Source organism: Streptomyces griseus subsp. griseus (genome assembly GCF_003610995.1).
Lineage (GTDB): Bacteria > Actinomycetota > Actinomycetes > Streptomycetales > Streptomycetaceae > Streptomyces.
On sequence record NZ_CP032543.1, the window covers coordinates 6,921,825 to 6,941,529 of the forward strand.

General features: G+C 71.5%; 20 protein-coding genes. 11 read left to right on the forward strand and 9 right to left on the reverse strand.

Going from position 1 to position 19,705, the window contains the following annotated elements; genetic code table 11:
- Positions 1 to 3: 3 nt before the first annotated feature.
- The gene (locus D6270_RS30970) at positions 4 to 525 is read right to left on the reverse strand and encodes a hypothetical protein (protein ID WP_109162406.1); all 522 of its coding nucleotides are present in this window, start codon (positions 523 to 525) and stop codon (positions 4 to 6) included.
- Between the two features lie 112 nt (positions 526 to 637).
- On the opposite strand from D6270_RS30970, the gene D6270_RS30975 reads away from it, so the two are divergent.
- Entirely contained in the window at positions 638 to 835 is a 198-nt protein-coding gene (locus tag D6270_RS30975; protein WP_109162405.1) for a zf-HC2 domain-containing protein, read from the forward strand.
- Here D6270_RS30975 and D6270_RS30980 read toward each other — a convergent pair.
- Positions 769 to 1,341 (reverse strand): sigma-70 family RNA polymerase sigma factor, encoded by a 573-nt coding sequence (locus tag D6270_RS30980; RefSeq protein ID WP_109162404.1) that lies wholly within the window; start codon positions 1,339 to 1,341, stop codon positions 769 to 771. The two genes, D6270_RS30975 and D6270_RS30980, sit on opposite strands and share 67 nt — an antisense overlap.
- 268 nt (positions 1,342 to 1,609) lie before the next feature.
- Between D6270_RS30980 and D6270_RS30985 the strand changes: the two genes are divergently transcribed.
- Positions 1,610 to 2,821, forward strand: coding sequence for a CapA family protein (locus tag D6270_RS30985; protein ID WP_109162403.1), 1,212 nt, complete (start codon positions 1,610 to 1,612; stop codon positions 2,819 to 2,821).
- A gap of 63 nt (positions 2,822 to 2,884) precedes the next feature.
- Here the strand turns inward: D6270_RS30985 and D6270_RS30990 are convergent, their stop codons facing one another.
- On the reverse strand, positions 2,885 to 3,346 hold the full coding sequence (locus D6270_RS30990) for a universal stress protein (protein WP_109162402.1): 462 nt from the start codon (positions 3,344 to 3,346) through the stop codon (positions 2,885 to 2,887).
- Positions 3,347 to 3,487: 141 nt separating this feature from the next.
- Between D6270_RS30990 and D6270_RS30995 the strand changes: the two genes are divergently transcribed.
- Complete coding sequence (locus D6270_RS30995; protein WP_109162401.1) at positions 3,488 to 4,339, forward strand: polysaccharide deacetylase family protein; 852 nt, start codon at positions 3,488 to 3,490, stop codon at positions 4,337 to 4,339.
- A 67-nt stretch (positions 4,340 to 4,406) separates the two neighbouring features.
- On the opposite strand, the gene D6270_RS31000 is transcribed toward D6270_RS30995, so the two are convergent.
- A complete protein-coding gene (locus tag D6270_RS31000; RefSeq protein WP_109162400.1) occupies positions 4,407 to 5,069 on the reverse strand; it encodes a class F sortase in 663 nt (220 codons plus the stop codon).
- Positions 5,070 to 5,417: 348 nt separating this feature from the next.
- Here D6270_RS31000 and D6270_RS31005 point away from each other — a divergent pair, with 348 nt between their 5' ends.
- Positions 5,418 to 5,900, forward strand: a complete 483-nt coding sequence (locus tag D6270_RS31005) for a hypothetical protein (protein ID WP_109162399.1) — start codon at positions 5,418 to 5,420, stop codon at positions 5,898 to 5,900.
- 100 nt (positions 5,901 to 6,000) lie between these two features.
- Here the strand turns inward: D6270_RS31005 and D6270_RS31010 are convergent, their stop codons facing one another.
- The 3 genes from D6270_RS31010 to D6270_RS33745 form a co-directional block, all read right to left on the reverse strand.
- Entirely contained in the window at positions 6,001 to 6,564 is a 564-nt protein-coding gene (locus tag D6270_RS31010; RefSeq protein WP_109162398.1) for a hypothetical protein, read from the reverse strand.
- A 183-nt stretch (positions 6,565 to 6,747) separates the two neighbouring features.
- Positions 6,748 to 7,512, reverse strand: a complete 765-nt coding sequence (locus D6270_RS31015; RefSeq protein ID WP_109162397.1) for a bestrophin-like domain — start codon at positions 7,510 to 7,512, stop codon at positions 6,748 to 6,750.
- Positions 7,513 to 7,525: 13 nt separating this feature from the next.
- Positions 7,526 to 7,660 carry a hypothetical protein gene (locus D6270_RS33745; RefSeq protein WP_018487417.1) on the reverse strand — a complete coding sequence of 45 codons (135 nt, stop codon included), beginning with the start codon at positions 7,658 to 7,660 and terminating at the stop codon, positions 7,526 to 7,528.
- Positions 7,661 to 7,701: 41 nt separating this feature from the next.
- Between D6270_RS33745 and D6270_RS33500 the strand changes: the two genes are divergently transcribed.
- From D6270_RS33500 to D6270_RS31035, 4 genes are all read left to right on the forward strand, one after another.
- A complete protein-coding gene (locus tag D6270_RS33500) occupies positions 7,702 to 7,932 on the forward strand; it encodes a hypothetical protein (protein ID WP_204117030.1) in 231 nt (76 codons plus the stop codon).
- A 423-nt stretch (positions 7,933 to 8,355) separates the two neighbouring features.
- Entirely contained in the window at positions 8,356 to 9,315 is a 960-nt protein-coding gene (locus tag D6270_RS31025) for an SCO0930 family lipoprotein (protein WP_109162396.1), read from the forward strand.
- Between the two features lie 237 nt (positions 9,316 to 9,552).
- On the forward strand, positions 9,553 to 10,371 hold the full coding sequence (locus D6270_RS31030) for an SAM-dependent methyltransferase (RefSeq protein WP_109162395.1): 819 nt from the start codon (positions 9,553 to 9,555) through the stop codon (positions 10,369 to 10,371).
- Positions 10,368 to 12,542, forward strand: coding sequence for a putative bifunctional diguanylate cyclase/phosphodiesterase (locus D6270_RS31035; protein WP_109162394.1), 2,175 nt, complete (start codon positions 10,368 to 10,370; stop codon positions 12,540 to 12,542). Before D6270_RS31030 ends, D6270_RS31035 begins: the two co-directional genes overlap by 4 nt.
- Before the next feature lie 26 nt (positions 12,543 to 12,568).
- On the opposite strand, the gene D6270_RS31040 is transcribed toward D6270_RS31035, so the two are convergent.
- Positions 12,569 to 13,465: a LysR family transcriptional regulator gene (locus D6270_RS31040; protein WP_109162393.1), complete on the reverse strand. Its 897-nt coding sequence runs from the start codon at positions 13,463 to 13,465 to the stop codon at positions 12,569 to 12,571.
- Positions 13,466 to 13,560: 95 nt separating this feature from the next.
- Between D6270_RS31040 and D6270_RS31045 the strand changes: the two genes are divergently transcribed.
- From D6270_RS31045 to D6270_RS31055, 3 genes are read left to right on the forward strand one after another with little or no spacing between them, the layout of a single operon-like run.
- Entirely contained in the window at positions 13,561 to 14,265 is a 705-nt protein-coding gene (locus tag D6270_RS31045) for a succinate dehydrogenase cytochrome b subunit (protein ID WP_109162392.1), read from the forward strand.
- Between the two features lies 1 nt (position 14,266).
- Positions 14,267 to 16,216 (forward strand): fumarate reductase/succinate dehydrogenase flavoprotein subunit, encoded by a 1,950-nt coding sequence (locus D6270_RS31050; protein ID WP_109162391.1) that lies wholly within the window; start codon positions 14,267 to 14,269, stop codon positions 16,214 to 16,216.
- A complete protein-coding gene (locus D6270_RS31055) occupies positions 16,213 to 16,959 on the forward strand; it encodes a succinate dehydrogenase/fumarate reductase iron-sulfur subunit (RefSeq protein WP_030575228.1) in 747 nt (248 codons plus the stop codon). Before D6270_RS31050 ends, D6270_RS31055 begins: the two co-directional genes overlap by 4 nt.
- Before the next feature lie 46 nt (positions 16,960 to 17,005).
- On the opposite strand, the gene uvrA is transcribed toward D6270_RS31055, so the two are convergent.
- Complete coding sequence (uvrA, locus tag D6270_RS31060; RefSeq protein WP_109162390.1) at positions 17,006 to 19,432, reverse strand: excinuclease ABC subunit UvrA; 2,427 nt, start codon at positions 19,430 to 19,432, stop codon at positions 17,006 to 17,008.
- Between the last annotated feature and the right edge of the window lie 273 nt (positions 19,433 to 19,705).

Genomic DNA, 19,705 nt, shown 5'->3' on the forward strand with positions numbered 1-19,705 from the left:
GCTTCAGCAGAGATGGACGGCCAAGTGTCCGAGGGGCAGGCCCAGTTGCCACGCGGGCGTCCACACCTGGACCTCGCCCTCTCCCTCGTGCGGGCCCCCTGCCACCGGCTCCCAGGGCGCGGGCACGATCGCGTCGAGGTCCGCGGCGAGCAGCTCGGTCTCCTCCAGCCACCGCCAGGCCGCCCGGGCCAGCGTCAGATCGGGGTCGCCGGGCCCGGCCCGCCGCCCGGACTCCGCCAGCCGCTCGCAGACCCAGCTCCGCCAGGCCGTGCCGTACGCCGTGAGCAGCCGCAGCTCATCGACCCGTGCCTCGGACAGGGCACCGGGGACCGGGGTCTCCCTCAGCAGGCCGGAGAGGAACATCGTGAGCGCGAGCGCGTCGCGCCCGGCCCGGAACTCCAGGGTCGTCGGCTCCATCAGATCGCCGGTGCGTAACAGTTCGTCCGCGATGTACTCGGTGTACAGCCAGGCCATCGGCACCGGCAGCCCGCCCCCACCGGTTCCATCCGTATTCTCGGGACGCATCCCGTCTCGCCTCTTTCCTCGCTCGGTACCGGGCTTCACGCAGCATTGAACCGGGGGCGGACGCCCCGCGTGGGCAGAAGCGGAGGATCGCCCAGGAGATGCGAGGCTGTGAATGAGTGCCGACCCCGGCGACGACCCGCATGTGCGCCTGCTGCTGGGCGCGTACGTCCTGGACGCGCTGGACGCGGGGGAGACCTGGCGGGTCGCCCGCCACCTCCAGCTCTGCGACGGCTGTGCCCGGGACTACGTGGCGGTGGCGGAGGCCTCGGCCCTGCTCGCGCTGTTGCGGGCGGAGGACCTCCGTGAGTAGCCGGGCAGATTGCGCGAGAGCAGCCGCAGGGCGTAGTACGAACGGGACTTGACGGTCCCGGCGGGGATGCCGAGCACCTCGGCGGTCTCGCCGACGCTCAGCCCGCGGAAGTAGATCTGCACCAGCACCGCACGGTGTTCGGGGCTGAGCGTGCGCACCGCCTCGCGGACGTCCAGGGCACGGACGGCCGAGTCGGCGGTGTCCTGGACGGCCGGGGTGCTCTCCAGCACCAGATCGCTGACCTCGGTGGGGCGCGCCTGCCGGGAGCGCCGGGCGTCGATGGCGAGGCGGCGGCCGACGGTGAAGAGCCAGGGCCGCATCGAGTCGTAGGGGGCGTCGAAGGCCTCCGGGTGCTGCCAGGCGCGTACCAGGGTCTCCTGCACCAGGTCCTCGGCCCGCTGCCGGTCCCCGAAGGTCAGGCCCAGCAGGAAGTGGAAGAGGGCGGGGCCGTGTTCCCGCTGCAACTCCGCGATGGCCCGCTCATCGGTCGTCGTCGTGGTCTTCATGAACGTCCTTTCCCGCGGGAGGCCCCCGACGGCCTCGCTGCCGCCTGGCGTATACGAACGCATTCCAAGGCGCAGGAACAGGCGGTGCACCGAGGCGTGCGACGAGCGGTCGCTCAGTGCGGCGAATGGTGCGGCGAACGGTCAAGGGGCCGTCGGGGTCGGACGGTACGACCAGTTCAGCTAGGTATGCGGCAATGCTCCTTGCTTCAGCGGTATGAAGATATGTGTAGTCGGATGGTCGTAATCATCCGAACATGGAGTCGAGCAGATGACGCAGCGCATCCGACCGGGCGCCGTGGCCGCCCTCGCCCTCCTGCTCGCCGCGGCCACCGGCTGCACCGGCCGGCAGCCGCCCGAGGCGCCCGCCCCGAGCGCGCCCGCCGCCTCCCCGAGCGCCGCCCGGGGTGCGGGCGCCCAGCACGCCGACGCACCGCGCCCCTTCACCCTCATCGCCTCCGGCGACGTCCTGCCGCACTCCTCCGTCATCGACCGGGCGGCGGCCGACGCGGGCGGGCAGGGGTACGACTTCACCCCGATGCTCAAGGGCGCCGCCCCGGTCGTCTCCCGCGCCGACCTGGCCATCTGCCATATGGAGACGGTGTACGGGAAGGACGGTGGCCCCTACACCGGCTACCCCAGCTTCAAGTCACCGCCCGAGGTCGCCACCGCCCTGCGCGCCACCGGCTACGACTCCTGCTCCACCGCCTCCAACCACACTCTGGACGCCGGTGCCGCGGGCGTCGGCCGGACCCTCGGAGCCCTGGACACGGCCGGCATCCGCCACGCCGGATCGGCCCGTTCCGCGGCCGAGGCCGCCCGTCCCACGATCCTGCCGACGGGCCCGGGCAAGCGGGCGGCCAAGGTCGCCCACCTCGCGTACACCTACGGCACCAACAACATCCCGCTGCCCGCCGGGAAGCCGTGGACGGTGAACGTGATCGACGAGAGCAGGATCGTGGCGGAATCGCGGAAGGCGCGGCGGTCGGGCGCCGACGTCGTCGTACTCTCCGTGCACTGGGGCACCGAATGGCAGGACGAACCGGATGCCCGGCAGCTGGACCTGGCCCGGCGGCTCACCGCCTCGCAGGACCGAGGCCGCCCCGACATCGACCTGATCATCGGCACCCACGCCCACGTCCCGCAGGCGTACGAGAAGGTCAACGGCACCTGGGTGATCTACGGCATGGGCGACCAGATCGCCGGCGCGATGATCAACTACCAGGGCGTCCAGGACCCGCGCGGCAACCAGAGTTCGATGGGCCGCTTCACTTTCGCGCCGCCCGCGCGGGAGGGCGGGCGCTGGACGGTGCGGAAGGCCGAGTTCGTCCCGCAGTGGTACGACACAGGCGCCGGGCGCGTCGTCGACCTCAACGCCTCCGTCAAGGCCGGGGCCGACCACCACCGCCAGGTCCGCGACCGGATCCGCGACGTGGTGCTGGGCCGGGGCGCGGCGGCCGACGGCCTCGTGATGGGGGAGTAGCCCTGGCCGCACGAGGGGCTACGGCACAACGGTGACCGATCGGCGCCCCGCCCGCACGAGGGGCTACGGCACCACCGTGACCGGCCAGCGCCCCGCCTTCACCAGCCGGACCGCCACCGAACCGATGAACCGGTGCCCCGCCGACTCCGACGCCCCCACCACCACGGCGTCGGCGGTGAGTTCGTCGGCCGCCGTCACCAGCCCGTTGTACGGGTCGCCACGGAAGGTGTGGAACTCCCAGCGCACGTCCCAGGTGTCCTTGAGCCGCTCCGCCGACTCCCGGATCTCGTCCACCAGCTCCTGGGCGACCTCGCCCGTCGTGTCGCCGACGGGCACGCCCAGCGCGGCCCCCGAGGGGATCACGGGCTGGACGTAGACGAGGGCCAGCATGGCGTTCTGCCGCCGGGCGAGACCGGCGGCGTAGGCGGCCGCGCGCATGGACGAGTCGGACCCGTCGAGTCCCGCGACGATCACCTTGGGCCCGTCCGTGCCGCGTTCGAACTGATGAGGCTGCTGCTCTGTCACGGCTCCGAGGCTATCGGCTGGCCCGAGGGCCGCGGAGGAGGGCCCGCACCCCGGCCCGATCGCTGCGTCGAATGGGTACAAAACGGTCAGGCCTCGGTGTCGTCGGCCGACGAGGGGGCTCGGCCGTGCGAGCAGTTGGCCATGAGAAGTGATCACCTCCGGCCCGACCGCCGCACCCTGCTGAAGGTCGCCCTCGGCCTCGGGACCGCCACCGCCGTGCATCTGATCGCCGCCGATCCGGCGTCGACGCCCACCCGCCCCGCACGGGCCGCGGGCACCCCGCCCGCCGCGGCCGCCGGGCCGCCCGCCGGACTACCGGGCAGGCCGCCCGCGTACCGCCTCCAGCCCATGACGGCGGGCTCCCCGCCCCGCTTCCGGCCGACCAGGCCCCCGGTGCGCACCCGGCCCTTCGAGAAGCTCCCCGACCTCGGCCACTCGATCGTGCTCAGCTTCGACGACGGCCCCGACGCCCGCTACACCCCGGACATCCTGGCCACCCTGCGCAAGCACCAGGTCCGCGCGATGTTCTTCGTCTGCGGCGAGATGGCCGACGCCAACCCCGACCTGCTGCGCGCGATGGCGGACGACGGCCACGTCATCGGCAACCACTCCTGGTCGCACCCGCTGGTCCCGGGGCTCTCCCGCGCCGCGATCCGCAGCGAACTCGGCCGCACCAGCGAGACGGTCGAGACGGTGCTCGGCGCGGCGCCGCTCTGGTACCGGGCGCCGTACGGCGCGTGGAACCGCAACTCCTTCGAGATCGGCGCCGACCTTGGCATGGAGCCGATGGCCTGGACCGTCGACACCCTCGACTGGACCACCCCGGGGACCGGCACCATCGTCCGCCGGGTCCTGGACGGAGCGGCGCCCGGTGTCGTCGTCCTCTCGCACGACGCGGGCGGCAACCGGTCCCAGAGCGTCGAGGCGCTGCGCCGCTATCTGCCCCGGCTGCTCGACGAGGGCTACCGCGTCACGGTGCCGCACCGGGTCTGAGACCTCGCGCGTACGACGGTGCCCCCGGCGGTCCGCCGGGGGCACTCTCGTACGGACTCCGCTGCGGTCAGCGGGTCCCGACGAGCCGGGCGAAGACCACCACGTTCCCGTCGTAGCCGCCCGCCTTCGAGTAGCCCCCGCCGCAGGTGATCACCCGCAGCTCCGAGTGGCCCGTGTCGCCGTAGACCCGGGCGCCGGGGAAGTCGTTCTTCGAGAAGACCTCGACCCCGTACACCTCGAAGACGCCGACCCGGCCGTCGTAGCGCTCCACCTCGACGCGGTGGCCTTTACGGAGCGAGCCGAGGCCGTAGAAGACCGCGGGCCCGGAGTTGTTGTCCACATGGCCGACCACCACGGAGGTGCCGCGCTGCCCGGGGGCGATGCCGTTCTGGTACCAGCCGGCGAGGTTGGGGTCCTCGGGCGGCGGGGCGTCGATCCAGCCGTCGGCGTCCAGGTTGACGTCGATGATCGGAGCGTCCACCTTGATGGTCGGGATCTTCACCCGGGAGGCGGGCGCGTACGGCAGCGGCTGCACCGGTTCGCCCTCCACCGGCGGGCCGGCGGTGTCGCCGCTCAGGTCCAGGGAGGCGGCGGCCGCGGGCTGCGGCGGGCCCTCCTCCCCGAACTCCGCCCCGTTGCGCAGCAGGGCGAGGCCCGTGAGCATGACCAGGGCGACGGCACCCCACGGCACGCGTCTGGTCCGCTCGGCGCCAGCGTGGTCCCGGCCCATGGTGCTCCCTTCGTCGCGACGCTTGGAACGTTAGGGGCGCTGCGGCCGGGCGGCGATCAGGGAGAGGCGAACGGGTGGTGGGCCGAATCAGGGCCTCGGGCGGGCCGCAGCAGGCCCCCGGGCGTGACTGCCCTTCGGAGTAATGAGCGGATAAAAGTTCTGGCGGCCTGTGACCTGCGGCTCCGTGGGACGCAGAGGTTTTCGTACGGCGTGTCGTGTCACCGGGGTGGAGCAGTGCCGAAGTGCGAGCCGTCGAACGACTGGTGAGTGTTCGTCACGGGAGGCGTTCACGTCGATCCATTCCCGGAGGACAGGACTCCGGGGCGTTTCCCGCTGGAGGTCCACACGATGCGTGCTTCACGCGCTCTCGCGGTCACTGTCACCGCTTTCGCGGCTGTCGGGCTCGCTGCCCCCCTGGCCGCGGCCACCAACGGCCCGGTCAATGTCGCCGTCAACCCGCAGTCGGTCCACCAGGGCGGCACGCTGAAGATCACCGCCCGCGGCTGCGGTCACGGCGGCACGGTCTGGTCGAACGCGTTCCCGACGACCAGCCTCTCGGCGGGTGACGGCACCAACTACGCCCACGCCCGCGTCCGCGACAACACCACGCCGGGTCACTACCACCTCTCCGTGAAGTGCAGTGACAACGACCGGATCGCGACGCACAAGTTCACCGTGCTCGCCGGCAACGGCGCGCAGGGCGGGCTCGGCGGCTCCATGGGCCCGAGCTCCACCGAGATGCAGGTCGGCGGCGGACTGGTGGCCGCTGCGGCCGTCGGCGGCGCGGTCTTCCTCGTCCGGCGCCGGCGGACGAGCCATGCGGCCTTCTAGGACGTCGGACCTCCCGCCCGGCCCGATACGCCCGTCGCCCCGAGTCCTGCGGTCAGGACCCGGGGCGACTGTCGTGCGTTCCACCTCGGACCTCGCGCCGTCAGTGCCGGCTGCCGGTGCCGCGGCGGCGTACGAAGTAGAGGGTGCCGGTGGCGGCCGCGAGCACGAGGGCCGCGCCCGCCGTGACCTCCACCGGGTTCATGGTGCCGGAGCTGCCGCCGAGCCCGCCGCGCACCCCGCTGGGCGCGATCGCCGTGGAGCTGACGGTCGGGGTCGTGGTCGGAGCGGTCGTGGGCGTCGGGGTGGTGGTGGCGCCCCCGGTGATGGTGAGGTTGACGTTGCGGGTGGTACCGGTGGAGCCGCAGGCGAACGTCACCGCGTAGACCGCGCCCCGGCGGGCGTCCGTGTCGACGGTGGCGGTGGCGGTGGTGCTGCCGCTCGGGATGACGGTCGTGTCGAAGATGCCCGAGGTGACGGTCGTCTCGCCGGTGCACCCGCCACCGCCGAGGGTCACCCGGCCCCCCGGAGCGATCACCGAGGGGGAGATCGTCGGGTTGAACGTGTTGATGGCCCCGTCAGGCGCGGCGTGGGCGGCGGACGGAGCCAGCAGGGTGAGGGCGGTGGCGCCCAGGAGTGCGAGGGGTGCGACACGTATCGCGCGCATGGTGGGTCCTCCGGGTTCCCCGAGGGGCAGCTGCGGAATGAATTTCCACATAGCAGGAAAAATGCACCTCGATGCGCGACACGCTAGGAGGCGTGCGGACCGACCGCTATCGGGGTCCGGCGAACGGGTCATTCAGTCCCCCGGCCGGCGCACTCGGCGGTCCACCGGCCGGGGGAGCGGGTATCAGCGGGTGGCGTGCGGGAACAGGTCGAGGAAGGGCTCGGCGGTGGCCGAGATGCCCCGGCCGAAGGGCGCGTCGAAGTCCCAGATCAGGAAGAGCAGGAAGGCGATCAGCGCGCTGAAGAGCCCCGCCAGCAGCAGCTCCCGGAACGTTCTCCGGATCTGCAGGGTGAAGATCAGCCCGACCGTCACCAGCGCCCCGATGATCAGGCCGAACCACACCACCCCGGGCATCGTCGCCCCCGCGTTCTGTCCCCGTGAGCTGCGGGCGTCGTCCGCCGCCGCCACCTGGTCCACCAGCGGCTGGTAGGCCTGTCCCTCCAGTTCCGTCCGGGGTTCGAACTCGGTGACGTCCGCCCGCACCCGGTCGAGCAGCTCCGTGCCGCGTTCGGTGAGGGTGCCCTTCGCCGACATCACCTTCCACTCGGCGTCGAGGACATGGGCGACGTACGCGTCCACGTCCGCGCGGATGCGGTCGCGGACCTCGGCCGGGTAGACGGAGGAGCGGGCCTGCACCTCGTGCAGCGCCTGCGCCTCCAGCCGTACGGACTCCTGGGCGGCGCTGCGGCCCTCCCAGACCCCGGCGATGGCCAGACCCAGCACGATCGCGTAGACCACGCCGATCATCATCGTCATGTACTCGATGACGTCGGGCGTCTGGGACGGATCGTCGTCATCGGCGATCCGGCGGTTGTTGAGGACCGCGATGGTGAGCACGACCGCGCAGGCCGAGGCCATGGCAATGCTCAGGACGAGCCATTCGGACATGGGTGACTCCTCGTCAGCGGGACGATCGGGGCCGCAGCACGGCGACGGCGAACACCGCCGGGGCGGTGATCAGCAGGGTCGTGGACACCAGCGAGGGTCCGCTCCGCGGCTCCTTGCGGGTCGCTTTGCGGTACGTCGGAAGCGCCACGCGCCGGGCCTCCGGCGGCTTCGGCCGCACCGAAGGGCTCGGTGACGGCTTCGGCACCGGCTGGGGCGCGGGCGCGGGCGCGGCCTTCGGCGGGGGCGGTGGTGGCGGCGGTGACGGCGGCTCCGGTGGAGGTGGCGGTGGCGGTGGCGGAGATGGTGGCGGCGGTTCCGGCGCCGGTGGCGGCGGGGGAGGAGGCGCTGGTGGAGGCGGCGGCTCCGGTGGAGGTGGTGGCTTCGGGGGCGGCGGGGGTGGTGGGGGCTCCGGAATGGTGACCGCCACGCAGTTTCCGCTGCCCGCCACGGCGACCGCCGTGCTGCCGTCGTCCTGCCCGATGGTGGCCACCGCGCAGGCGTCGGCGGTCGCGGGCTGCGGTACGGCTATCAGCCAGACGAGTGCGGCGGCTGCCGAGAGCCGCCCGATGCGGGATCCGTACACGACCGGGAGCCTGATCGACGCCGCCCGGCGACACGCGCGACTCCGCGGGGATTCGCCTGATGGTGGGACAATGGGCCGTTCATGTTTGCGCACGGTTGACGCTCCGGCAGATGGCCGGCCCTCGACCCGGTGCGCGCTCCGCCGAATTCTTCCCGGCCCGCGTTGAACGCCACCCCCGTGACGCCGCGTACCTAGGGCCATGAACGGCGCGGACTCGCGCCGCCATCGGAGCGATACGACGACGTACTACGGGAGTCGACATGAACACCTGGCGCAACGCCTCGCTCGCGGTCACCGCTGCGGCCCTTTTGACGCTGATGACGGCGTGCGGTCAGGAGCAGGGCACGGCATCGCCCAACGGCCAGGCGGTCGGCAACGCGGCCCCGGCGCAACAGCCGGCGGAGGGCGGCTACGGCTCGGACGGCGCTGGTTACGGCTCCGGCGCGGATGTCGCGGCCCCCAAGGCGGCGGGTCAACTCGCCGTGCGGAACAGCAAGAAGCTCGGGAAGGTGCTCACCGACAGCGAGGGGTTCACCCTCTACCGCTTCGACAAGGACACCGCCAAGCCGCCGAAGTCGAACTGCGACGGCGAGTGCGAGAAAGCATGGCCCGTGGTGCCCGCCGACGATGCCACCGCCGCCGCCGGGACCGATGCCTCGCTGCTCGGCGAGGTCGTGCGGACCGACGGCTCCAAGCAGTTGACCGTCGGCGGCTGGCCGATGTACCGGTTCGCCAAGGACACCTCGCCGGGGCAGACAGGCGGCCAGGGCGTCGGCGGTACGTGGTTCGCCGCCGCCCCCGACGGGAAGAAGGCGGCGGCCAACGCCGACAGCACGGAAGGCGCCGAACCGGCCGACGCGGCGGGGCTTTCGGTCCGCGAGGACCCGGAACTCGGCGACATCGTGGTGGACAAGCGCGGTATGACGGTTTACCGGTTCACCAAGGACTCCGCGTGGCCGATGAAGACGGCCTGCACCGGTGAGTGCCTCAAGAAGTGGCCGGTAGTCGCCCCTGTGTCCAAAAACTCGGTGGAAGGCGTGACGAAGAAGGGATTTGTCACTTTCGACCGGCCTGACGGGATCAAGCAGCAGACCATCGACTGCTGGCCGGTCTATACGTTCGCCGGGGACGAGAAGCCGGGTGACGTGAACGGCCAGGGAGTCGGCGGCACATGGTTCGCGGTCTCACCCGACTCCAAGCTCGTCGGTGCACAGAAGTAACCGTCCAGTAGCTCTCAAGTAGCCCCGAACCACCGGGAATCCGTGGGTGAAGCTCCGGTCCGTCGCTGCATGTGTACGCGCAGCGACGGACCGGTCGTTGTTGCCACCGGAGTGTGACCAATAACGGATCGCTAATTTCCGTTTCCACTCGCTCTCTTGGCGGTCGATCAGTAGCCTCTGGTCAACACTGACCATGAACATGGCCGGATCGCCGTGGCGAACTTGTTGGAGACATCGATGGAGCGTCCCGCCTGGGCACCGCAAGGCATAGATATCTCGGTGCCGAGCGTGTCCCGCATGTACGACTTCTATCTGGGCGGATCGCACAATTTCGAGGTCGACCGGGAAGCCGCGCGGAAGGCCATGGAGTTCCTGCCGGGCCTCCCCAAGATCATGCAGGCGAATCGGGCCTTTATGCGCCGGACCGTGCGGTATGCCGTCGACGCGGGGATCGACCAGTTCCTGGACATCGGCTCCGGTATCCCGACCTTCGGCAACGTCCACGAGGTCGCCCAGGCCGCCGACCCGCGGGCCAGGGTGGCCTACGTCGACCACGACCCGGTCGCCGTCGCCCACAGCCAGGCGGTGCTGGAGGGCAACGACCACGCCGTCATAGCCGCCGCCGATCTGCGCCGCCCCCAGGAGATCCTGGAGAACCCGGCGGTCACCGGACTGCTCGATCTGGACCGCCCGGTGGCCCTGCTGCTCGTCGCGGTGCTCCACTTCATCGAGGACGCCGACGACCCCCGCGCGGCGGTCGCCGGACTGCGCGACGCGCTGGCCCCCGGCAGCCTCCTCATCCTGACCCACGCCTCGTACGAGGGCATCCCGCTCTCCAAGGAGGAGGCGGACGGCACGGTCGGCGTCTACCGCACCATCCGCAACCCGCTCATCATGCGGACGCACGAGGAGATCGGCGCGTTCTTCGAGGGGTACGAGATGGTGGAGCCCGGTCTCGTGTCGATGCCCGAGTGGCGGCCCGACACCCCGCAGTCCCCGGAGCAGGAAGACCCGTACGCCTTCTCGGGCTTCGGCGGGGTCGGGCGTAAGGCGTGAGTATTCCCGCCCAGGCGTCCGGTGAGCAGGACGCGGAACCGGACGGTCCCGAAGGCCGGCTCCGGAGGTTCGCCACGATCTGGAGCCGGGCCATCTTCCCCCTGACGGCCACCTCCCTGACCCGGCCCGAGTTCGAGCAGCACCTGCTGCCGCTGGCCCGCGAGCTCAGCCTCACCCTGCACGCCCACCCGTTCGACGCCTCGCCCGCCGCCCGGATCGGCGCGGCACTGGTCGACGCGCACTGCACCGACCCGGACGCCCTCAGTTCCACGCTCGGGGTCGTCGACTCCTACCTCGTGCTGTACTGCGGCGGCAACGGCCCCGGCGAGCTGTCCACCGAGGACGCCCGCGCCCGGTGCGCCCGGATCCAGCACACCCTCGCCTCCGGCTTCTCCCAGGCCCTGCGCGAGCGGACCCTCGCCGAGCAGGAGGCCATCGCCCGCTCGGCTCTCACCGCCCGCTCGAATGCCGAACAGGCCCTCCACACCACCGAGGCGCGCTTCCGCGCGGTCTTCAAGGACGCCGCCGTCGGCATCGGCATCGCCGACCTCGACGGCAACATCCTGGAGATCAACGACACCCTCACCAAGATGTTCGGCGGCCTGGAGCACCATGTCCGCAGCCACAGGGTGAACGAGTGGGTCCACCCCGAGGACTCGCCGCAGGTGTGGAAGTTCTACAACGAGCTGGTACGGGGGGAGCGCGACCACTACCGGGTCGAGAAGGCGTACTACCGCAACGACGGCACCGTCCTGTGGACCAACCTCACCGTCTCGCTGCTGCGCGACCCCGAGGGCCGCCCCCAGTACCAGCTGGCGCTGATGGAGGACACCACCGAGCGCCGTCTGCTCAACCTGCGGCTGCGGTACGAGGCCACCCATGACGCGCTCACCGGACTGCCCAACCGGACCCTGTTCTTCGAGCGTCTGGAGAAGGTGCTCTCCGGCAAGGACGGCGGCCGCTTCGGCCTCTGCTACCTGGACCTCGACGGCTTCAAGGCCATCAACGACAGCCTCGGCCACGCGGCCGGCGACCGGCTCCTGGTCGAGGTCGCCGACCGGCTCCAGAGCTGCGCCACCGCACCCGGCGAGATGGTCGCCCGGCTCGGCGGCGACGAGTTCGTGGCCCTGACCACCGGCCCGGACACCGCCGACGCGGTGGGCGAGCTGGCCGGCCGCATCCTCCACGTGCTCGCCACCCCGGTCCGGCTGGACGGCCGCGAGCTGACCGTCCGGGGTTCGATCGGGATTGTGGAGGGCCCGGCCGGGGAGCGCAGCGCCGCCGAGGTGCTGCGCAGCGCCGACATCACCATGTACCGGGCCAAGGCGGCGGGCGGCAACCGCTTCGAACTCGCCGACGCCGAGGCCGACGCCCGCGCCATCACCCGCCACGGGCTGACCACCGCACTGCCCGCCGCGCTGGACCGGGGCGAGTTCTTCATCGAGTACCAGCCGCTCGTCCACCTGGGCGACGGCACGGTGCACGGCGCCGAGGCGCTCGTACGGTGGTGCCATCCGCAGCACGGGGTGCTCGGCCCCGACAGGTTCATCCCGCTCGCCGAGCACACCGGGCTGATCGTGCCGCTCGGCCGCTGGGTGCTGGAGGAGTCCGTCCGGCAGGCCAACTTCTGGCAGGAGCGGCACAGCGACGGCGGCCCGCTGCGGATCAACGTCAACCTCTCGCCGACCCAGCTGCACCACCCCCGGCTGGTCGCCGAGACCGTCGACGTACTGGAGCGCTCCGGCCTCGAACCCGGTGCGCTCTGCCTGGAGGTGACCGAGTCCGCCCTGATCGGCGCCGACGACGATCTCCTCAAGCCGCTGCGGCAGCTCGCGGAGATGGGCGTCGACATCGCGCTGGACGACTTCGGCACCGGCTACTCGAACCTGGCGAACCTGCGGCGGCTGCCGGTGAGCGTCCTCAAGCTGGACCGCTCCTTCACCCAGGGCATGCAGCAGCACCCGGCGGACCCGGTCGACCTGAAGATCGTCGAGGGGATCGTCTCGCTGGCCCACAGCCTGGAGCTGGCCGTCACGGTGGAGGGCGTGGAGACGGGGGCGCAGGCCGAGCAGCTGCGCCGGCTGGGCTGCGACACCGCCCAGGGCTGGTACTACGCGCGTCCGGGCGCCCCGGACCGCATCCACTCGCTGCTGCTGGCCGACGCGGTCTGAGGCGTAGGGGCACCGGGCGGGGGGAGTCAGCCGACCCCCGGCCCGTGCTCCAGCAGCATCCGCTGGAGCTCCCGGGCCGCCCGGGGCGGAGCCACGTCGCTGCGGTGCGCGAGAGCGATCGTGCGCCGCAGCCCCGGTCCGGCCAGCGGGGTCTTCCGCAGGTCAGGGCCCGCCCGGTTGGCGGCCATGCTCGGCACCACCGCGATGCCGAGCCCCGCCCGGACGAACCCGAGCACCGCGTCCATCTCACCGCCCTCCACCGTGAACGAGGGATCGAACCCCTCGGCCCGGCAGGCGGCGAGCGTCAGCTCCCGCAGGTTGTAGCCGTGCCGGAACATCACCAGCGGCGCCCCTTCGAGATCCGCGACCCGCACCCGGCCACCGCGCCCCGGCGCGGGTTCGGCGGCGGACGACACCACCACCAGGTCCTCCCGCAGCAGCTCCACCGTGGTCAGCGCGGGGGAGGCGGCGGGCAGCGGCAGCACCACCAGCGCCAGGTCGAGAGCGCCGCGCGCCAGCTGCCGTACGAGGTCGTGCGAACCGCCCTCCTCCAGCAGCAGCCGCACCCCCGGATGGCGGTCGTGGAAGGCACGCAGCACATCGGGCAGCAGCCCCGTACAGAGGCTCGGCGTCGCCCCCAGCCGCACCCGGCCGCTGCGCAGCTGCACCAGCTCCTGCACCTCGTGGCGCGCGGTCTCCGCATCGGCGAGGATCCGCCGGGCCAGCGGCAGCAGGGCCTCGCCCGCGTCGGTGAGGGCGATGTTGCCCCGCGCCCGGCTGAACAGCTCGGCGCCCAGCTCGCTCTCCAGGGCCCGGATCTGCTGGGAGAGCGAGGGCTGCGAGACATGCACGGCCTCGGCGGCCCGGGTGAAGTGCAGGGTCTCGGCGACGGCCACGAAATAGGTGAGCTGCTGGAAGTGCATACACCGAGGCTACCGTCGTCCGATAGGTAAAGCCTATGAAGATCAGCCGCTCCATGTCTTGGACTGATCAGTTCAGGGCCCCTACCGTCAGGTCCATGGCATTGGCAACGCGGACGGACCGACGGCCGTCGATGACGCGTACGCTCTGGGACTCGACCGTCGGCAAGAAGACCATCATGGCCGTCTCCGGCCTGATCATGCTCGGGTACCTCGTGGCCCACATGGTCGGGAACCTGAAGATCTTCTTCGGACCCGGTGAGTTCGACGGCTACGCCCACTGGCTGCGCACCATGGGCGAGCCGATCCTGCACTACGAGTGGGCGCTGTGGATCGTCCGCGTGGGGCTGGTCGCCGCCGTCGTGCTGCACGGCATCTCCGCGTACCAGCTGAGCCGCCGCGACATCAGAGCGCGCCCGGCGAAGTACGTCCACAAGAGGGCCCGCGCCAGCTACGCCACCCGGACCATGCGCTGGGGCGGCATCATCCTCGCGCTCTTCATCGTCTGGCACATCCTCGACCTGACGACCGGCACCGTCCACACCGGCTTCCAGGCCGGACACCCGTACCAGAACGTCATCGACACCTTCTCCACCTGGTACGGCAACGTCATCTACATCGTCGCCGTGCTCGCCATGGGCCTCCACGTCCAGCACGGCTTCTGGAGCGCCGCGCAGACGCTCGGCGTCGGCAACGCGACCCGCGACCGCGTCCTGAAGACCCTCGCCAACGTCCTCGCGGCGGTGCTGACCCTGGGCTTCATCTCCGTACCCGTCGCCGTCATGACCGGAGTGGTGAGCTGACATGCCCGACTACACGCACTACGCCACGGGCGAGCCCGTCGTCGACACCAAGGCGCCCGAAGGACCCGTCGCCGAGCGCTGGGACACCCGCCGCTTCCAAGCCAAGCTCGTGAACCCGGCCAACCGGCGCAAACATACGGTCATCGTCGTCGGCACCGGACTGGCCGGCGGATCGGCCGGCGCCACCCTGGCCGAACAGGGCTACCACGTCGTCCAGTTCTGCTTCCAGGACTCGCCCCGGCGCGCCCACTCGGTCGCCGCCCAGGGCGGCATCAACGCGGCGAAGAACTACCGCAACGACGGCGACTCCATCCACCGCCTCTTCTACGACACCGTCAAGGGCGGCGACTTCCGCGCCCGCGAGTCCAACGTCCACCGGCTGGCGCAGATCTCGGTGGAGATCATCGACCAGTGCGTCGCCCAGGGCGTCCCCTTCGCCCGCGAGTACGGCGGCCTCCTCGACAACCGGTCCTTCGGCGGTGTCCAGGTCTCCCGTACGTTCTACGCGCGCGGCCAGACCGGGCAGCAGCTCCTCCTCGGCGCCTACCAGGCGCTCTCCCGGCAGATCGCCACGGGCGGCGTCGAACTCCACGCCCGTACCGAGATGCTGGACCTCGTCGTGGTCGACGGCAAGGCGCGCGGGATCGTCGCCCGCGACCTGGTCACCGGGAAGATCGACACCTACTTCGCCGACGCGGTCGTCCTGGCCACCGGCGGCTACGGCAACGTCTTCTACCTGTCGACCAACGCCATGAACTCCAACGCCACCGCGATCTGGCGGGCCCACCGGCGCGGCGCCTACATGGCCAACCCCTGCTTCACCCAGATCCACCCCACCTGCATCCCGCGCACCGGCGACCACCAGTCCAAGCTCACCCTGATGAGCGAGTCGCTGCGCAACGACGGCCGTATCTGGGTCCCCAAGGCCAAGGGCGACGACCGGCCGGCCGACCAGATCCCCGAGGACGAGCGCGACTACTACCTGGAACGCATCTACCCGGCCTTCGGCAACCTGGTGCCCCGCGACATCGCCTCCCGCGCCGCCAAGAACGTCTGCGACGAGGGACGCGGTGTCGGTCCCGGCGGGCAAGGGGTCTACCTGGACTTCGCGGAGGCCATCGGCCGGATGGGCCGCAAGGCGGTCGAGGCCAAGTACGGCAACCTCTTCGACATGTACCAGCGGATCACCGACGAGGACCCCTACACGGTCCCGATGCGGATCTACCCCGCCGTGCACTACACGATGGGCGGCCTCTGGGTCGACTACGACCTCTCGACCACCATCCCCGGCCTCTTCGCCATCGGCGAGGCGAACTTCTCCGACCACGGGGCCAACCGGCTCGGCGCCTCCGCGCTGATGCAGGGCCTCGCCGACGGCTACTTCGTCCTGCCCTCCACCATCAACGACTACCTCGCCCGCAACCCGCACACCGAGAAGGTCGACGACGAACACCCGGCCGTGGCCGAGGTGGTGGCGGAGACCGAGGACCGGATCAACCTGCTGCTCTCCGTCGACGGCGACCGCACCCCCGACTCCTTCCACCGCGAGATCGGTGAACTCATGTGGGAACACTGCGGAATGGCCCGCACCGAGGACGGACTGCGGAAGGCGCTCGCCAAGATCCCGGAGATCCGGGAGGAGTTCTGGCGCCGCATCAAGGTGCCCGGCACCGGTGAACAGTTCAACCAGTCGCTGGAGAAGGCGAACCGCATCGTCGACTACCTGGAACTGGCCGAGCTGATGTGCCTCGACGCCCTGCACCGCGCCGAGTCCTGCGGCGGCCACTTCCGCGCCGAGTCCCAGACCCCCGAGGGCGAGGCCGAGCGGCGCGACGAGGAGTTCTCGTACGCCGCCGCCTGGGAGTTCACCACCACCGGTGGCGCCCCCGTCCTGCACAAGGAAGACCTCGTCTTCGAGTACGTCCACCCCACTCAGCGGAGCTACGCATGAAGCTCACCCTGCGCGTCTGGCGCCAGCAGAATGCCGAGACGCCCGGCGCCATGGCCACCTACGAAGTCGACGGGATCTCCCAGGACATGTCGTTCCTGGAGATGCTGGACACCCTCAACGAGGAGCTCATCCTCGCCGGGGACGAGCCCGTCGCCTTCGACCACGACTGCCGTGAGGGCATCTGCGGCGCGTGCAGCCTCGTCATCAACGGCGACGCCCACGGCCCGGAGCGCACCACCACCTGCCAGCTCCACATGCGGTCCTTCGCCGACGGCGACACGATCGACATCGAACCGTGGCGGGCCTCGGCCTTCCCGGTCGTCAAGGACCTGGTCGTGGACCGCTCCTCCTTCGACCGGATCATCCAGTCCGGCGGCTACATCTCCGCCCCGACCGGCACCGCGCCCGACGCGCACGCCACCCCGGTGCCCAAGCCGGACGCCGAACTCGCCTTCGAGAACGCCGAATGCATCGGCTGCGGCGCCTGCGTCGCGGCCTGCCCCAACGGCTCGGCGATGCTGTTCACGGCCGCCAAGGTCAACCACCTCAACGTCCTGCCGCAGGGCGCCCCGGAGCGGGAGACCCGCGTGCTGGACATGGTGGCGCAGATGGACGAGGAGGGGTTCGGCGGCTGCACCCTGACCGGCGAGTGCGCGACCGCCTGCCCGAAGGGCATTCCGCTGCCGTCGATCGCGGCGATGAACAAGGAGTGGCTGCGGGCGACGCGCAAGGTCCGCCGCTGACAGGGGAGGTGATCCCGTACGGTCGTGAACTCCGGACCGTACGGGATCACCTCCCCAGCGCCTTCGCCAGATAGGGTGCGGTACGGCTCTCCGCCGCCCGCGCCACCTCCTGAGGCGTACCGGACGCCACGATCCGCCCGCCCCGGTCGCCGCCGCCCGGCCCCATGTCGATGACGTGGTCCGCGCCCGCCACCACGGCCATGTCGTGCTCCACGACGACCACCGTGTTGTGCGCCTCCACCAGACCGTGCAACTGCCGCATCAGCACCTCGACATCGGCCGGATGCAGACCGGTCGTCGGCTCGTCCAGCAGATACAGCGTGTGCCCGCGCCGGGTGCGCTGGAGCTCGGAGGCGAGCTTGATCCGCTGGGCCTCACCGCCGGACAGCTCGGTGGCGGGCTGCCCGAGCCGCAGATAGCCGAGCCCCACGTCCAGCAGGGTGGTCAGCGGGCGCTCGGCGGCCGGGGTCCCGGAGAAGAAGCCCACCGCCGACTCCACGGTGAGATCCAGGACTTGAGCGATCGTCAGGCCCCGCAGCATCACCTCCAACGTCTCCGCGTTGTAGCGCGCGCCATGGCAGTCCGGACAGGGCGCGTACGTACTCGGCAGGAAGAGCAGCTCCACCGAGACGAACCCCTCGCCCTGGCAGGTCTCGCACCGCCCGCCACTCACGTTGAACGAGAACCGCCCCGCCGTGTAGCCCCGCTCCCGCGCCGTCTCCGTCCGCGCGAACAACTTGCGTACGGTGTCGAAGAGGCCGGTGTACGTGGCCAGGTTGGACCGGGGCGTCCGCCCGATCGGCCTCTGGTCCACCTGGACGAGCCGGTCCACCGCCTCCAGGCCGGTGACCGAGGCGCAGAACCGCTCACCCGCCCCGGCAGCCTCCTCACCCGCCTGCCGGTCCGCCAGCGCACCGGCCAGCGCCTGGCCCACCAGGGTCGACTTGCCGGACCCCGACACCCCGGTCACCGCGGTGAACACCCCGAGCGGGAAGGCCGCGTCGACCCCGCGCACATTGTGCCGCTCCACCCCGGAGAGCCGGATCCACCCGGAGGGGGTGCGCGGCTCCCGTACCGGCGCGGGGTCCTGATCGTCCTCGGGGAACAGGAACCGCCGCGTCGCCGACTCCGGCACCTCGGCCAGCCCCTCCGGCGGCCCGCTGTGCAGCACCCGCCCACCGTGCTCCCCGGCCAGCGGGCCCACATCCACCAGCCAGTCCGCCCGCCGCACCACATCCATCTGGTGCTCCACCACGAAGACCGAGTTCCCGGCCTCCTTGAGCCGGCCGAGCACCCTGAGCAGGGACTCCGTATCGGCGGGGTGCAGCCCGGCGGACGGCTCGTCCAGCACGTAGACGACGCCGAAGAGCCCTGAGCGCAACTGCGTGGCCAGCCGCAGCCGTTGCAGCTCGCCGGAGGAGAGGGTGGGGGCCGTGCGGCCGAGGCTCAGATAGCCGAGCCCCAGCTCGGTCACCGTCCCGATCCGGGCCAGCAGATCGCCGGTCAGCACCCGGGCCGTCTCCTCACCACCCGCCCCGGCGTCGGCCAGCACCTCCGCCAGTGCGGACAGCGGAAGCGCGGCCAGCTCCGCGATGGTCCGCCCGGCGAAGGTCACCGCCATCGCCTCCGGCCGCAGCCTGCTCCCGCCGCACACCGGGCACGGCACACTCGTCAGGAAGCGCTCCGCCTTCGCCCGCAGCGTGCGGCTCCTGGTGTCGGCGAAGGTGTGCAGCACATAGCGCCGGGCGCTCATGTACGTTCCCTGGTAAGGGCGTTGGATCCGGCCCGCGTCCCGTACCGGATGCACCGTCACCACCGGCTGCTCATCCGTGAACAGGATCCACTCCCGGTCCTTCGCCGCCAGCTCGCGCCACGGCCGGTCGACGTCGTATCCGAGTGCGTCCAGCACATCGCGCAGGTTCTTCCCCTGCCAGGCCCCCGGCCAGGCGGCGATCGCGCCGTCCCGGACCGACAGCGAGGGGTCGGGTACGAGCAGCTCCTCGTCCGTGCGGTGGATGCGTCCCAGCCCGTGGCACTCGGGACAGGCCCCGGCCGCCGTGTTGGGGGAGAAGGCGTCGGAGTCGAGGCGTTCGGCGCCGGGCGGGTACTCCCCGGCCCGGGAGAACAGCATCCGCAACGAGTTGGAGAGCGTGGTCACCGTTCCCACCGACGAGCGGGCCCCGGGCGCCGATCGCCGCTGCTCCAGGGAGACGGCGGGCGGCAGCCCGGTGATCTCCCCGACGGCGGGGGCGCCCACCTGGTGGATGAGCCGGCGCGCGTAGGGGGCGACCGACTCGAAGTAGCGGCGCTGGGCCTCGGCGTAGAGGGTCCCGAACGCCAGCGAGGACTTGCCGGACCCGGAGACCCCGGTGAACACCGTGAGGGTGTCGCGCGGGATGTCGACGTTCACGTCCTGGAGGTTGTGCTCGCGTGCGCCGCGCACCCGGACGTACGGATCGTGGGGGGAGTGCATCGGGCTCGGCTCCGTACGTGAGAGGGACAAACGGTTCGATTCTAGGCGCGGGTGGCGGTGCGGGCCGGTAGGGTCGGCCGGCCGCGCGGACCGCGAAGAAGGCCGGTACGGCGAGGAGGCCCGGCGAGGCGGTGGATTCGCGGACGATCCGGCCGGGCCAGGAGGGCAGCGCGACCGCCTGTTCACGGCGGGGGGCCAAGGTGGCGGTTGCTTGAATCGGTTCTTCGGCCCCCGACCCGTCCGGTGCGTGCTGCCCGCCGCCCACCAGGAGCG

What these genes read in the sequence shown, in the direction of transcription:
- D6270_RS31040 (WP_109162393.1), bottom strand. Translation starts at nt 13,465, where the DNA reads ATGCACTTCCAGCAGCTCACCTATTTCGTGGCCGTCGCCGAGACCCTG.
- D6270_RS30985 (WP_109162403.1), top strand. Translation starts at nt 1,610, where the DNA reads ATGACGCAGCGCATCCGACCGGGCGCCGTGGCCGCCCTCGCCCTCCTG.
- D6270_RS31015 (WP_109162397.1), bottom strand. Translation starts at nt 7,512, where the DNA reads ATGTCCGAATGGCTCGTCCTGAGCATTGCCATGGCCTCGGCCTGCGCG.
- D6270_RS30980 (WP_109162404.1), bottom strand. Translation starts at nt 1,341, where the DNA reads ATGAAGACCACGACGACGACCGATGAGCGGGCCATCGCGGAGTTGCAG.
- D6270_RS31030 (WP_109162395.1), top strand. Translation starts at nt 9,553, where the DNA reads ATGGAGCGTCCCGCCTGGGCACCGCAAGGCATAGATATCTCGGTGCCG.
- D6270_RS31010 (WP_109162398.1), bottom strand. Translation starts at nt 6,564, where the DNA reads ATGCGCGCGATACGTGTCGCACCCCTCGCACTCCTGGGCGCCACCGCC.
- D6270_RS30970 (WP_109162406.1), bottom strand. Translation starts at nt 525, where the DNA reads ATGCGTCCCGAGAATACGGATGGAACCGGTGGGGGCGGGCTGCCGGTG.
- uvrA (WP_109162390.1), bottom strand. Translation starts at nt 19,432, where the DNA reads ATGCACTCCCCCCACGATCCGTACGTCCGGGTGCGCGGCGCACGCGAG.
- D6270_RS31025 (WP_109162396.1), top strand. Translation starts at nt 8,356, where the DNA reads ATGAACACCTGGCGCAACGCCTCGCTCGCGGTCACCGCTGCGGCCCTT.
- D6270_RS31055 (WP_030575228.1), top strand. Translation starts at nt 16,213, where the DNA reads ATGAAGCTCACCCTGCGCGTCTGGCGCCAGCAGAATGCCGAGACGCCC.
- D6270_RS30995 (WP_109162401.1), top strand. Translation starts at nt 3,488, where the DNA reads ATGAGAAGTGATCACCTCCGGCCCGACCGCCGCACCCTGCTGAAGGTC.
- D6270_RS31005 (WP_109162399.1), top strand. Translation starts at nt 5,418, where the DNA reads ATGCGTGCTTCACGCGCTCTCGCGGTCACTGTCACCGCTTTCGCGGCT.
- D6270_RS31000 (WP_109162400.1), bottom strand. Translation starts at nt 5,069, where the DNA reads ATGGGCCGGGACCACGCTGGCGCCGAGCGGACCAGACGCGTGCCGTGG.
- D6270_RS31050 (WP_109162391.1), top strand. Translation starts at nt 14,267, where the DNA reads ATGCCCGACTACACGCACTACGCCACGGGCGAGCCCGTCGTCGACACC.
- D6270_RS30975 (WP_109162405.1), top strand. Translation starts at nt 638, where the DNA reads ATGAGTGCCGACCCCGGCGACGACCCGCATGTGCGCCTGCTGCTGGGC.
- D6270_RS31045 (WP_109162392.1), top strand. Translation starts at nt 13,561, where the DNA reads ATGGCATTGGCAACGCGGACGGACCGACGGCCGTCGATGACGCGTACG.